Here is a 12755-nt window from a genome sequence, read left to right on the forward strand (position 1 = left end):
CATACAGTGGTCTCATGGGCGACGCCGAAGATCTGGACATCGACGGCCTGCTCCTGCCGGGCGAACGCGAGTACACCTTCCGCGAGCTCGCGGAGCTGGGCGGCGTCGATGTGGAGGACCTGCGCGTCTGGTGGACGTCCGCGGGCTTCGCGGACCTGCGCGACGACGATCAGAAGGCGTTCACGCGCGACGACGTCGCGCTGGTGCAGGACCTCGCCGAGCTGTTCTCGCTGGACGTCATCGACCGGGAAGCCGTGCTGCCGGGGGCGCAGTCCCTCGGGCAGGCGATGTACCGCCTCGCGGAGTGGCAGGCCGGGATCGTCAAGACCCACCTCGACAACGCCCACGACGCGGGCGTGCAGGATCCGTCGGCGGGCGTGGCCCGCGTGATCGACAAGATGGAGAACCTGCAGGCCCACGTGTGGCGGCGGCACCTGTCCACTGCCACGCAGCGCCTGGTCACGCACGACTCGTCGGACGCGTTGACCGCCAAGATCGCGGTGGGCTTCGCCGACATGGTCGGCTACACGCGCCTGTCCCGCGGCCTCGCGGTCGAAGAGCTGAACACCCTCGTCGCGACGTTCGAGGCCCGGATGCAGGCCGTGATCTACGGCGGCGGCGGATGGATCATCAAGGGCGTCGGCGACGAAGTGATGTTCGCGGCCGAGGATCCCGGGGCGGCGGCCCGGATCGCGCTCGAGCTGCAGGAGCCGCACGACTACCCCGAGCTGGACGCGATCGAGATCGAGTTCCCGCAGCTGCGGGTGGGCCTGGCGTACGGCGAGGTGCTGCAGCGCTACGGGGATCTGTTCGGCAGCGTGGTGAACCTCGCGGCCCGGCTGACCAGCGCGGCGCGGCCGGGGACGGTGCTCATCGACGACAACTTCACCCAGGCGATCGCGGACGAGCCGGGCCTGGAGACCCGCAGCCTGCGCGCCTACCGGGCCCGCGGCTTCCGCGCCGTGCACCCGCACCTGCTGCGGTACGACAAGGACACCCGCGCAGCCAAGGAGGCCGAGGCCGCCGAGGCGGCGCAGGAGGCGGAGACCGCCCACGAAGCGGAAGCGGCCGTTGATGCGCGGACCGGCGAGCAGACCGAGGAGTCGTAGCCGCGGCGAGCGCGGTCGAGAATCACACGGTTACGTCGGGGACGGGCCGCACCGCGCCGGTCAGGCCGCGGCGAGCGCCACCGGGCGGGTGCGCGCGCCGAGCAGCTCGCGGTGCACGCCGCCGACGAACTCGATCAGCGAGCCGCCGAGGGCGTCGCAGATGCTGCCGAGCACCTCGGACGAGGCCTCCTTGCGGCCGCGCTCCACCTCGGAGAGGTACTGCGTGGAGACACCGGCGTCCCGCGCGACCTCGGCGAGCGTGCGGCCCTGACGGGTGCGCTCCTGCCGCAGGACGCGGCCGAACACCTCGCGCAGCAGCGGGGGGCGCTCGGCCTCGACCTGCTCGTGCGTCTCGATGCTCGCCACCCCGCTCGTCATACGCACGACCCTATCCGACGGTGCGCCCGGGCGGCGGAGCGTTCACGGTGGGCGTAACCGGCGCGTCGCCGCCTGCGACCGCGACCTCGCCGCCCGCGACCGCGACCTCGCCTCCCGCGACGTCGTCCCCGTCGGCCTCGACCTCGCCGTCGTCCTCGTCCTCGTCCTCGTCGCGCAGCGGGTGCTCCAGCTCGTCCTGCGGCATCCGCGCCGCGAGGATCGCGACCACGGCGAGCGGGATCGGGATGAGCGCGGCCAGCGCGAACGTGGCGGTCAGCCCGATCGCCTGGCTGACCGGCCCGGCCAGCGCGAAGGACAGCGGCATGAACACCAGCGAGACGAAGAAGTCCAGGCTGGAGACGCGGCCCAGCAGCCGGCGCGGCACGCGCCGCTGCAGCAGCGTCCCCCAGATGACCACCGGCGCCTCGAACAGCACACCCAGCACGAAGCCCGCGATCACCATGGGCCACACGCTCTCGGCGATGCCGAAGACCAGCATGGGCAGGGACGCGATCCCCCAGATGCCTATCATCACCGTGAGGTAGCGCCGCGGCATCGTCCGCGCGGCCATGAACAGCGCGCCCACCACACCGCCGAAGCCGTAGGCCGCCAGGATCATCGAGTGCTCGCTCGCGGCGCCGTGGGCCTGGTCCTTGATCGCGAAGGGCAGCAGGACGTCGATCGGCCCGACGGTCACGAGCACCATCAGGCTGGCGAACAGCAGCGACGCGAGCAGCCAGGGCGTGCGCCGCACGTACTGCACGCCCTCCCACAGCTCGCGCAGGGGCGAGCCGGGCTGATCGGCGTCGGCACCGTCGGCCTGCGGGACCCGGATCCGCACCACCCAGAGCGCGGCGACGAGGCAGATCGCGCCCGCGACGAGCAGCGCGGCGCCGGGGTCGGCGACGGCAATGATCCACGCCGCGATCGCCGGGCCGACGGCCATCGCGGCGGCCGGGCGGACCGCGGACTCGTAGCCGTTGACGGCCAGGAGCTCGCCGGGCGGCACGAGCCGCGGGACCAGCGCGGAGTAGGCGGGGAAGTAGAAGCCCGACACCAGGCCCAGCGCCAGCGAGCCGGCCATGAGGACCGGCAGGGTGATGGCGCCGGTGATCACCAGGGCGCCGATGCCGCCGATCACCGCGACCTTGAGCAGTTCGAGCACGAACAGGATGCGCTGCTGCGAGACCCGGTCCGCCAGCACGCCGCCCGCGAGGGTGGAGACGAGCAGGCCGATCGAGGCGGCGCCGGAGACCAGCGAGACGCTGGTGGCGGAGCCGCCCATGTGGATCACCTGCCACACCACGGAGACCAGCCACATGCCGTCGGTGGTCAGGGCGCAGAGCAGGGTCACGAACAGCAGGCGGTAGTCCCGGCGCAGCAGCGGGCGCAGCATGCGGGGTACGCGCCAGCGGGGGCCGAGGTCGGTATGCACCTTTTCACGATGCCGCCGCGGGCAGCCGTGATCAACCGGTTTTTTCGGTTGACCTCAACCATGGTCGACGTATTAGCGTCGCCGCCATGACCGTCGACGAGGACCTGCAGGCACCTCCCGATCGGGGCCGGCTCCGCTGGTTCCTGATCGGGTCCGTCGCGCTGATCTCCTTCTCCGCCTTCGAATCCCTCGCCGTGGGCACCGTCCTGCCGCGCGCGGCGGCGGAGTTCGGCGCGACCGCCGAGTACTCGGTGGCCTTCGGCGCCGCCTTCGCGGCGATGATCGTCGCCATCGCCTGGGTCGGGCCGTGGGTCGATCGCAGTGGCGTGAAACCGCCCCTGATCGCGGGCGCGCTGCTGTTCGCCGCGGGGCTGGTGATCGTCGGTACGGCACCGGGCATGACCGTCCTCGCGCTCGGCCGCGGCGTGCAGGGCCTGGGCTCCGGCCTGATCAGCGTGGTGCTCTACGCCATGGTGGGCCGGCTGGTCCCGCCGGACGGGCGGCCGCGGGTCTTCGCCGCCTACTCGACGGCGTGGGTCGTGCCGTCGCTGATCGGGCCGGCCGTCGCCGGCCTCGCGGCCGACACCGTGGGCTGGCGCTGGGTCTTCCTGGGGCTGGCCGGGCCCTCGCTGCTCGCCCTCGTCGCGACGCTGCGGGCCACCGCCGGGCTCGACGAGGCGCCGTACCGCAACGACGGTCCGCCGAACCGCGGGCTCCTGTTCGCCGCGCTCACAGCGGGTATCGCGATCGCCGTCGCCCAGTTCGCGGCGCCGCGCGGGGATGCCGGACTGCTCGCGGTGGCCGCTCTCGCGCTGGTGATCGCGGTGCTCGCCGTGCGCCGGATGCTGCCCGCCGGATCGCTCACGGGCCGCCCCGGCATCCCACGCCTGATCCTGGCGAGCCTGCTGATGGCGGGCGCCTTCTTCGCGGCCGAGATCTACGTTCCGCTCTATCTCGTGCACGTCGACGGGCTCTCCCCCTTCGGCGCCGGCTCGGTGATGACGGGCGCGGCGCTGCTGTGGGCGCTGGCGTCGCAGATCCAGGCGCGGATCCCCGCGTCGGGTCCGGTGCGCGAGCGCTTGCCGCTCATCGGCTCCGGCCTGCTCACCCTCGCCCTGACGACGGTGGCGGCGGCGTTCGCCCTCGACGCCCCGTGGCCGGTGATCTTCGCGGCCTGGGCGGTCGGCGGTTTCGGCATGGGCCTGACCTACCCGACGCTCTCGATCCTCGTGCTCGCCCGCAGCGCGGACGACGAGCAGGGCGCGAACTCCAGCGCCCTCAAGCTCTCCGACGCCGTGGGCACGGCTCTCGCGATCGCCTGCGCGGGGGCGGTCTTCGCGCAGGTCCTCGTCCGGGGGCACACCGGATTCGCGATCACCCTGCTGGTACCGATCGCGTCCGGAGCGGCCACCGTACTCGTCACCTCCCGGTTGACCGGCGGGCGATCGGCCGAGCACTGAGGGCGATCCGGCACGCGCTCAGGCGCGTTCGGCGGCGGCCGCTGCCTCCCGGAGAAGGTGCATCGCGCGCCGCACCACGGGATTGCGGCACTCGGAGTCCTTGACGTAGGCCACGATGGTGCGCCGGGGCGCGGGGTTGCAGACGTCCACCGCGACGGTGCCGGGCGGCAGTTCGGTCGCGCCCAGGCGGGGAAGCACCGTCACGCCCACGCCCCGCGCGACGAACCGGAGCGCGGAGGGGTAGTCGGTGGTCTCGACGACGAATCGGGGCGTGAATCCCGCTGCGGCGCAGGCATCGAGCACGGCCTGGCGACAGGCGCCGCGGCGCACGTCGTTGTCGATCCAGCGCTCGTGTTCGAGTTCCGCCATGTCGACCAGCTCGCGGCCCGCGAAGGCGTGCCCCTCGGGGAGCACGGCGACGTAGGACTCGACCACGAGGTCCTCGTGCGAGAAGCCCGGTACCGCGGTGGTCTGCCCGTGCTCCTGCCGCACCGCGACGGCGAGATCGGGCCGGCGGGCGGCGATCTCGGTGACCTCGTCCTCGATCCGCAGCCGCAGCCGGGTGTCGGGGAACTCGGCGCTCAGCGTCTGCACGACCGCGGGCATCCAGTGCGTGCCCGCGGTGGCGAAGACGTTCATGGTGATCCGGTTGGCCTTGCCCGCCCGCAGGTCGTCCACGGTGGCGCCGAGATCGTTGAGGCGACTGAGCACCCCGTCGGCCTCGGTGGCCAGCACCCGCCCGGCAGGGGTGAGCTCAACGCCCCGCCCGACGCGTTCGAGCAGCTTGAGGCCGGTCTCGCGCTGCAGGGCGGCGACGTGCTGCGAGACGGCCGACGGGGTGTAGCCGAGGCTGGCCGCGGCCGCGGCGACCGATCCGGTGGCCGCGACGGAGCGGAAGATCATGAGTCGGTGCGCGTCGAGCACGATGCCCTCCATTCAGTCTTACTGAATGATAGTGCAGAAATATGCGCTTGTGCTTACTTCGCATCGGTCGCACAGTGAGGTCATGACGAATCGACTCCCCGCCCTGGCCCTGGTGGCCGTGATGTTCGCGTGGGCCTCCGCCTTCGTGGTGATCCGCGGGCTCGGATCCGGGCCCGCCCCGCACCTCTCCCCCATCGCCATGGCGGAGGGCCGGCTGCTGGTGGGCGCCGCGGTACTCGGCGTCATCTGGGCCCTGCACTCCCTCTACAACGGCGGCGTCCGGCTGCCCCGCGGCCGGACGCTCGCGCTCACCGTCGGCTACGGCGCGCTGTGGTTCGCGCTCTACACCGTGCTGGTCAACGCCGCGGAGCAGCACCTCGACGCCGGGACCACGGCGCTGCTGGTGAACATCGCGCCGATCATCGTCGCGATACTGGCCGGCGCCCTCCTGCAGGAGGGATTCCCGCCGCTGCTGGTCGTGGGCATCGCGATCAGCTTCGCCGGGGCCGCGGTCATCGCCTTCACGGGGGACGGCCGGCGCGACGGGGCCGGCGTCGCCCTCGCCGTCGCGGCGGCGCTGCTCTACGGCATCAGCGTGGTGGCGCAGAAGCTGGTGCTGCGCACCGTCGACCCGCTCACCGCGACGGCGCTGGGCGCGGGCGTCGGCGCGATCGTGCTCCTGCCCTGGGCGCCCCGGCTCGTCGACGAGCTCGCCGCCGCGCCGCTCTCGAGCACCGTCGGCGTGATCTACCTGGGCCTGGTGCCCACCGCGCTCGCCTTCCTGCTGTGGGCCTACGCGCTCGCGCACACCCCGGCCGGCGTCACCGCCTCGTCGTCCTACGCCGTGCCGGGCCTGTCGATCCTGCTGAGCTGGGCGTTCCTCGCGGAGACGCCCACCGCGTGGGGTCTGCTCGGCGGAGTCCTCTGCCTCGTCGGCGTCGCCGTCTCCCGGCTCACCCCGCGACGTCGCGGCGCAGCACCGACGGCCACTGCTGCACGTCCTGCGGAGTCCGGGCGACCGACAGCGTCGCCCGCGGGAGCGTCCTGCTGAGCTCCTCGGCCGTCGAGACCGGGTGCGCCGGATCGTCGATCCAGGCGAGAACGCTGACCGGCACGTCGATGCGGGCGATCTCCCCGAGCGCGGGGAGATCGCTCGCCGCGGCGCCCCGGAACAAGGCCGGCAGAAGGGACTCCGGCACGTCGGGCGCCGTCGGCGGATGCCCGACGGTGGCGGGCGGCGGCACCGCCCCCTCCCCCGCGGCGAGCAGCGCGTCCAGGCCCCGCTCCTCGAGAAGGGTTGCGGAAGCCAGGTATTCGGCGGACTTGGCGACGCGGGTCTCCCACGCGGTCGGCGGCACCATCAGCGTCAGCCCGCTGAACCGGCCCGGATCGCGGACCGCGGCGTGCAGCAGCGTGCCGGTGCCCATCGACGGCCCGACGCCGTGCACCCGCTCCCCCGGGAACCAGTGGTCGAGTAGCCGCAGCAGATCGTCCGCGAGGCTCGGCCAGCGGTAGTCCTCGGGGACGGGTCGGCCGGTCGAGAGCCCGTGTCCGCGGGCGTCGTAGCGCAGCAACCGGGTTCCGCTCAGGCCACGGCCGAGATCGAGGTCCAGCACGCGGTCGCGGGCCCGGCTGGAGGTGAGGCCGTGCAACTGCACCACGGGCCGCCCGCCCTCGTCGCTGAACTCGACGGACAGGCGCGCCCCGGGGACGTCGAAGCTGGTCATCGGTCTTCTCTCGCCGCGCGGAGGGTTCGTCGGAGGGCTAGGGTACCGCCCATGCGCCTGACCAACGTCGCGCACCTGCGACTGCCCTTCGGCCGGATGTACGGCTACGACGTCACGGCGTCGGAGCCGGGCCCGGCGCTGCCGGTGTCCTTCGACCAGGCGCGGCACGTCGGCGGGGGCGATCGCCCGGGATCGTGGATGGCGCTGTCGTTCCGGTTGCCCGAGCCCGTCCCGCGGGAACTGCTGGCGCAGGCCTGGCTCGCGGTCATCGCCCGGCACGGCACGCTCCGCTCCGCCTTCCTCCCCGGGCCGGACGGGCCGTCCCTGCACGAGATCACCGTCGGCCCCGGGGCCTGGGTGGAGCACCCGATCGGCCCGGGCCAGGCCGTCAACGACGCACTGCGGGACGTGCTCGACGAGGCCTGTTCCCCGTACCGCCGTCCGGCGCACCGGCTCTGCGTGCTCGAGACCGCCGCGGGCCCCACCGTGATCGTCGCGGCGGATCACTCGCACACCGACATGTGGTCGATGCTCGTGATCGCCCGCGACCTGCTCGCCGGGCTCGACGAGGTCCGCGACGGCCGCGCACCGTCGCCGGAACCCGTGCCGCCCTTCGCCGATCACACCCGCGCCCTGCGGGAGCGACCGCCCGCCCCGGACGACGTGCGACTGCGGTGGCGGGAGATCATCGCCGACAGCGGCGGTGTCATGCCCCTGTTCCCGCTGCCGCTCGGCGCGCCGGAGCCGCACGTCGAGCGGGTGGAGGTGCGCGACGTGCTCGGCACCGAGGAGGTCGCCGCCTTCGCCGATGCCGCTCGCGCGGAGGGGGTCTCGACGCTGTCGGCGACCGTCGCCGCGATGACGCGGGTGACGCTGGACCTCGCCGGGGTGCCGCTGCGCGCGGTCTTCCCCGTGCACAGCCGGTACGAGGACGGCTGGCACGACTCGGTGGGATGGTTCATCACCAACTCGGTGCTGGACTCGCCGTCCGCGCAGCCGCGCGACGCGGCCGAGGCCGTGAAAGAGGCGGTGCGCCTGGGCTCGTGGCCGCTCGCCGACGTGCTCGCGGAGTGGGGCGGCATGCCCGAGGCACCGGGGATGTTCGCCATCTCCTGGCTGGACCTGCGGCGACTGCCGGTGCGCATCGACGCCACCCGCCTCGACGCCCAGTACGTCGGCGCGAGCATCCGCACCGACGGCGTGATGCTGTGGTTCATCCTCGACGAGGCCGGGCTGCACCTGCGCTGCCGCTACCCGGACACGCTCGAGGCCCGCGCGTCCGTCGGCGGCTGGCTCGACGCCGTGGTGCGCGAGCTGCAGGCCCGCGCGCGGGCCTGACCGCTCAGCCGGCCGCGCGCTTGCGGGCGGGCCGCTCCGGCTGCGCCTCCCGGTTCTTCACCGACGCCTTGAGCGCGGCGAGCAGGTCGGCGACCTCGTCGTCCTCGGCCTCCTCCTCCGGCGCCTCGGGGAAGGCGGTGCCGCCGCTGGCCTTCGCCTCGATGAGCTGATGCAGCTGCACCTGGTAGTCGTCCTCGTACTGCTCCGGGTCGAAGTCGGTGGCCATCGAGTCGATGAGCGAGGCCGCCATGGCCAGCTCCTGCGGCCGGATCTTCACGTCCTCGGTCAGCGCGGGGAACTCGGGCGTGCGGATCTCGTCGGGCCACAGCAGCGTCTGCAGCACCATCACATTGCCGACCACGCGCAGCGCGCACAGGCGGGTGCGGTTGCGCAGCGTGAAGGTGCAGATCGCGAGCCGGTCGGTCTCCTGCAGCGCCTGCCGCAACAGCACGTAGGCCTTGGGCGACTTCGACGAGGGCTCCAGGTAGTAGGGCTTGTCGAACATGATCGGATCGACGTCCTCACGGGGCACGAACTCCGTCACCGCGATCTCCCGGTGCTTCTCCACCGGCATCGACTTGATGTCCTCCTTGGACAGCACCACCGTCTCGCCCTCGTCGGACTCGTAGGCGTTCGCGATGTTCGCGAACTCCACCTCGTCGTCGGTGCCCTCGCGCACGCGCTTGTACCGGATGCGGACCCCGTCCTTCGCATCCACCTGGTGCGACTTCGCATCGTGGCTCTCGATCGCGGAGTACACCTTCACGGGCACGTTCACGAGCCCGAACGACAGCTCACCCGTCCATATCGCGCGCATGTGACCATTGTGACTGGTGAGAGACCAGAATGCGAGACCAGCGCTATCACTTGCGCTCGAGCGGCCATGTCCGTTGCGACAGGGCATGCGCCGGGTGCATGGGGGCTGACCTGCGCGGTTACGGCAGGGCTATGCAGTTCCCGCATGACCGGGTTCGATCCCGGCCCGGAGGCGGCCGACCGGGGTCGAAGGGTATGCGCGATCCGCATGGCCCGGTGCCGTTTCCGCAGGTCACAGCCCATGCGCCGGACGCATCGCCGCGGTGCCGACCACCGAACCTCTTCCCACCCGCCGCCCGCGCTCGATAATGGGAGGCGTGGCGCAGATCCGGGAGAACCGCGAGGTCGACGGCGTCGGCGTGCAGCTGACCAACCTCGACAAGGTGCTCTACCCCGCCACGGGTACCACGAAGGCCGAGGTCATCGACTACTTCCAGGCCATCGCGCCGTTCGCGCTCCCGCACCTGCGGGATCGGCCGCTCACCCGCAAGCGCTGGCCCAACGGCGTCGACAAGACCGCCTTCTTCGAGAAGCGGCTGCCGAGCCACGCGCCGGCCTGGATCCGCCGCGCGAGCCAGTTCCACTCCGACGGCGAATCGCAGTACCCGGTCATCGAGAACGCCGCGGGCATGGTGTGGCTCGGACAGCAGGCCGCACTGGAACTGCACGTGCCGCAGTGGTCCTTCGTCCCCGACGATGCCGATCCCGCCGGCCCGGAGACCCCCGGCCCGCCGAACCGCCTCGTCCTGGACCTCGACCCGGGCCCCGGCGTCACGCTCGACGACTGCGCCGTCCTCGCGCTGCGCATCCGGGAGCTGCTCGCGGCGATCGGCATGGAGGGTTACCCCGTGACCAGCGGCTCCAAGGGGCTGCACGTCTACGCGCCGCTCACCACGGGCATCTCGGCGCAGGGCGCGCGGAAGGTGGCGCACGCGATCGCGGCCCAGCTCGAGGCCGAGTCCCCCGCACTGGTCACGGCGTCGATGGCCAAGGACCAGCGCGGGGGCCGCATCTTCGTCGACTGGTCGCAGAACAGCGCCTCGAAGACCACCGTCGCGCCGTACTCCCTGCGCGGCCGGGACCGTCCCTGGGTCGCCGCGCCGCGCACCTGGGACGAGCTCGCACGGCCGGGCCTGCGGCAGCTCGAGTTCGGCGAAGTGCTCGCTCGCGCGCGCTCCGACGGCGACCTCCTCGCCGGCCTCGCGGCACCGTCTGCGCCGCCGCCCGAGCCCGTCGACCTGGGTGAGTACCGCGCCAAGCGCGACGCGCGGAAGACGCCCGAGCCGTTCGGCGGCGCACCGTCGACCGGCGAGCCGATCTTCGTCATCCAGGAGCACCACGCGCGGCGCCTGCACTACGACTTCCGGCTGGAGCACGACGGGGTGCTCGCCTCCTGGGCCGTGCCGAAGAACCTGCCCGACGACCCGGAGATCAACCACCTCGCCGTCCGCACCGAGGACCATCCGATGGACTACGCGGCCTTCGAGGGCAGCATCCCGAAGGGCGAGTACGGCGGCGGCGACGTGAGCATCTGGGATCACGGCACGTACGAACTGGAGAAGTGGCGCGCGAACGAGGTGATCGTGACGCTGCACGGGAATCGGCTGCAGGGCAAGCGGTACGCGCTCATCCGCACCGGGGAGAAGAACTGGCTGGCGCACCTGACCAAGGACAAGGCGGCGCCGGCGAAGCCGGGCACTGCCCCCGCGCCGGATCCGATGCTGCCCACCGAATCGTCGATCGACGGGCTCTCGGGCGCGGACTGGGCCTTCGAGGGCAAGTGGGACGGCTACCGCATGATCGCGACGGTGCGCGGCGGCACGGTCTCCCTGCGCACCCGCTCCGGTCGCACGGTGACGGCGGAGTTCCCCGAGTTCGAGTCGCTCGCCCACGATCTCGACGGGATGGACGTGGTGCTCGACGGCGAGGCGGTGGTGCTCGACCCGGACGGCGTCCCGTCGTTCCACCTGATGGCGGGCGGCGACACCCGGGCGGGCGCGGTGCAGCTGTACGTCTTCGACGTGCTGGCGCTCAACGGGGTGGACCTGACGAAACGCCCGTGGACGGTGCGGCGCCAGGTCCTCGACGGGCTGGCGCCGCTGCTCGAGGCCGACACCGCGGTGAGCGTGCCGCCACTGGTGGAGGCCGAGACCGGTGCGGAGGCGGCGGCGATCAGCGCGGCGCGGGGCTGGGAGGGGATCATCGCCAAGCGGCGGGACTCGCCGTACCTGCCCGGCCAGCGGGTGCGGGCCTGGGTCAAGCACAAGAACTGGCGCGACCTGCAGGTGGCGATCGGCGGCTGGAAGCCGGGGAAGGGCTCACGGGCGAACGGGATCGGCTCGGTGCTCGTGGGGCTGCCCGCGGAGACGGGGCTGGTGTACCTGGGCGCCGTCGGTTCCGGGTTCAGCGACCGGGACCTGGCGGCGCTGCAGGAGGAACTCGAGCCCCTGCGCATGCGCCGCTCCCCCTTCACCGCGCCGATCGACGATCCCGAGGCCCGCGACGCCGTCTGGGTGCTGCCGAAGGTGATCGGCGACGTGCGGTACTCGTCGCTGCGCCGGGGCGGGCATCTGCGGCAACCGAGCTGGCGGGGCTTCCGGCGCGATCTGCTCCCCGGCGATCTTCCGTCCGCCGAGGACGCGCCCTGGGAGGGCCTCGAGGAATAGTTAGTGCACTATTGATTCGTGCACTATACGTCTGCTAGCGTCGGGGTATGACAGATCCCGATCCGCTCGCCCTGGAACGCCAGGTCTGCTTCGCGCTGGCCGTCGCCAACCGCGCCGTGCTCTCGGTCTACCGGCCGATCCTCGCGCCGATGGGGCTCACGCACCCGCAGTACCTCGTGATGCTGGCGCTGTGGGAGTCCTCCCCGCGGTCGGTCAAGGAGATCGCCGGTGCGCTGCAGCTGGATTCGCCCACCCTGAGCCCGCTGCTCAAGCGGCTCGAGGCGCAGGGCCTGCTCACCCGCGGCCGCGCCGCGGACGACGAGCGCCGCATCGAGGTCGAGCTCACCGACGCCGGCCGGGAACTGCGGGAGAAGGCCCTCGCCGTCCCGCCCGCCGTCATCGAGAGCCTCGGCGCCAGCCTCGCCGAACTCGAGGACCTGCATCGCGTCCTCACCACCGTCAACGCCAAGGCGCTCGCCGCGGGCGCACTCGAGGAGTCCTGATGAACGCCGTCCACCGCCCCGATCCCCTGCACTACCTCGCCTGGGTCTACACCGGCTCGCTGCCGGAGCGGAACCGGGAGTGGGTGCGGCACAACCTCACCCGTCGCACCTGGGCCGTCCGCCACCTGATCCGCGGCCAGCTCGCCGTGCTCCCGGTGTACGCCCTGCTGATGCTGCTGCCCGGCCCGCTGTGGCTGCGCGGCGCCACGGTGCTGCTCGGCGCGCTGCTGGCGGTGTTCTACAACGCCGCCTACATGCGCCCCAACCGCGCTCGCCGGCTGGAGAAGAACGGCCTCGATCCGGCGCTGGAGAACCCCGCCGTCGCCGAGCGCCGCGATGCGACCCGCGCCGCCTACGAGGCCGCGTACGCACCCGCGCGCGCCTGAGCGGACCGTCGTA

Annotated in this window: 11 protein-coding genes and 1 pseudogene; 7 read left to right on the forward strand and 5 right to left on the reverse strand. The window is 72.7% G+C overall.

Features of this window, described 5'->3' with window-relative positions; translation table 11 throughout:
- Positions 1 to 14: 14 nt before the first annotated feature.
- Positions 15 to 1109, forward strand: coding sequence for an adenylate/guanylate cyclase domain-containing protein (locus BLQ62_RS22170; protein ID WP_068563933.1), 1095 nt, complete (start codon positions 15 to 17; stop codon positions 1107 to 1109).
- A gap of 60 nt (positions 1110 to 1169) precedes the next feature.
- Here the strand turns inward: BLQ62_RS22170 and BLQ62_RS22175 are convergent, their stop codons facing one another.
- Together BLQ62_RS22175 and BLQ62_RS22180 are read right to left on the reverse strand one after the other, a co-directional pair.
- Complete coding sequence (locus tag BLQ62_RS22175; RefSeq protein WP_068530733.1) at positions 1170 to 1487, reverse strand: helix-turn-helix domain-containing protein; 318 nt, start codon at positions 1485 to 1487, stop codon at positions 1170 to 1172.
- Positions 1488 to 1497: 10 nt separating this feature from the next.
- Positions 1498 to 2922, reverse strand: coding sequence for an MFS transporter (locus BLQ62_RS22180; RefSeq protein ID WP_231857518.1), 1425 nt, complete (start codon positions 2920 to 2922; stop codon positions 1498 to 1500).
- A gap of 86 nt (positions 2923 to 3008) precedes the next feature.
- On the opposite strand from BLQ62_RS22180, the gene BLQ62_RS22185 reads away from it, so the two are divergent.
- Positions 3009 to 4382, forward strand: coding sequence for an MFS transporter (locus tag BLQ62_RS22185; RefSeq protein WP_068563931.1), 1374 nt, complete (start codon positions 3009 to 3011; stop codon positions 4380 to 4382).
- A gap of 18 nt (positions 4383 to 4400) precedes the next feature.
- Here BLQ62_RS22185 and BLQ62_RS22190 read toward each other — a convergent pair whose 3' ends face one another.
- Positions 4401 to 5318, reverse strand: coding sequence for a LysR substrate-binding domain-containing protein (locus BLQ62_RS22190; RefSeq protein WP_231857517.1), 918 nt, complete (start codon positions 5316 to 5318; stop codon positions 4401 to 4403).
- Between the two features lie 70 nt (positions 5319 to 5388).
- On the opposite strand from BLQ62_RS22190, the gene BLQ62_RS22195 reads away from it, so the two are divergent.
- The gene (locus BLQ62_RS22195; RefSeq protein WP_082756177.1) at positions 5389 to 6357 is read left to right on the forward strand and encodes a DMT family transporter; all 969 of its coding nucleotides are present in this window, start codon (positions 5389 to 5391) and stop codon (positions 6355 to 6357) included.
- On the opposite strand, the gene BLQ62_RS22200 is transcribed toward BLQ62_RS22195, so the two are convergent.
- A complete protein-coding gene (locus BLQ62_RS22200; protein ID WP_068563929.1) occupies positions 6260 to 7033 on the reverse strand; it encodes an alpha/beta fold hydrolase in 774 nt (257 codons plus the stop codon). The genes BLQ62_RS22195 and BLQ62_RS22200 overlap by 98 nt on opposite strands.
- 51 nt (positions 7034 to 7084) lie before the next feature.
- Between BLQ62_RS22200 and BLQ62_RS22205 the strand changes: the two are divergent.
- Positions 7085 to 8368 (forward strand): annotated as a pseudogene (locus BLQ62_RS22205) (condensation domain-containing protein); the annotation flags it as partial.
- Positions 8369 to 8375: 7 nt separating this feature from the next.
- On the opposite strand, the gene ku reads toward BLQ62_RS22205, so the two are convergent.
- Entirely contained in the window at positions 8376 to 9188 is an 813-nt protein-coding gene (ku, locus tag BLQ62_RS22210) for a non-homologous end joining protein Ku (protein WP_068530715.1), read from the reverse strand.
- A gap of 307 nt (positions 9189 to 9495) precedes the next feature.
- Between ku and BLQ62_RS22215 the strand changes: the two genes are divergently transcribed.
- From BLQ62_RS22215 to BLQ62_RS22225, 3 genes are read left to right on the forward strand one after another with little or no spacing between them, the layout of a single operon-like run.
- Complete coding sequence (locus BLQ62_RS22215) at positions 9496 to 11853, forward strand: ATP-dependent DNA ligase (RefSeq protein WP_068563927.1); 2358 nt, start codon at positions 9496 to 9498, stop codon at positions 11851 to 11853.
- A 47-nt stretch (positions 11854 to 11900) separates the two neighbouring features.
- Positions 11901 to 12356 (forward strand): MarR family winged helix-turn-helix transcriptional regulator, encoded by a 456-nt coding sequence (locus tag BLQ62_RS22220; RefSeq protein ID WP_068530707.1) that lies wholly within the window; start codon positions 11901 to 11903, stop codon positions 12354 to 12356.
- On the forward strand, positions 12356 to 12742 hold the full coding sequence (locus tag BLQ62_RS22225; RefSeq protein WP_068530703.1) for a DUF5313 family protein: 387 nt from the start codon (positions 12356 to 12358) through the stop codon (positions 12740 to 12742). The genes BLQ62_RS22220 and BLQ62_RS22225 overlap by 1 nt, the downstream gene beginning before the upstream one ends.
- The last annotated feature ends 13 nt before the right edge of the window (positions 12743 to 12755 follow it).

It is taken from the genome of Tsukamurella pulmonis, from assembly GCF_900103175.1.
GTDB classification, from domain to species: Bacteria; Actinomycetota; Actinomycetes; order Mycobacteriales; family Mycobacteriaceae; genus Tsukamurella; species Tsukamurella pulmonis.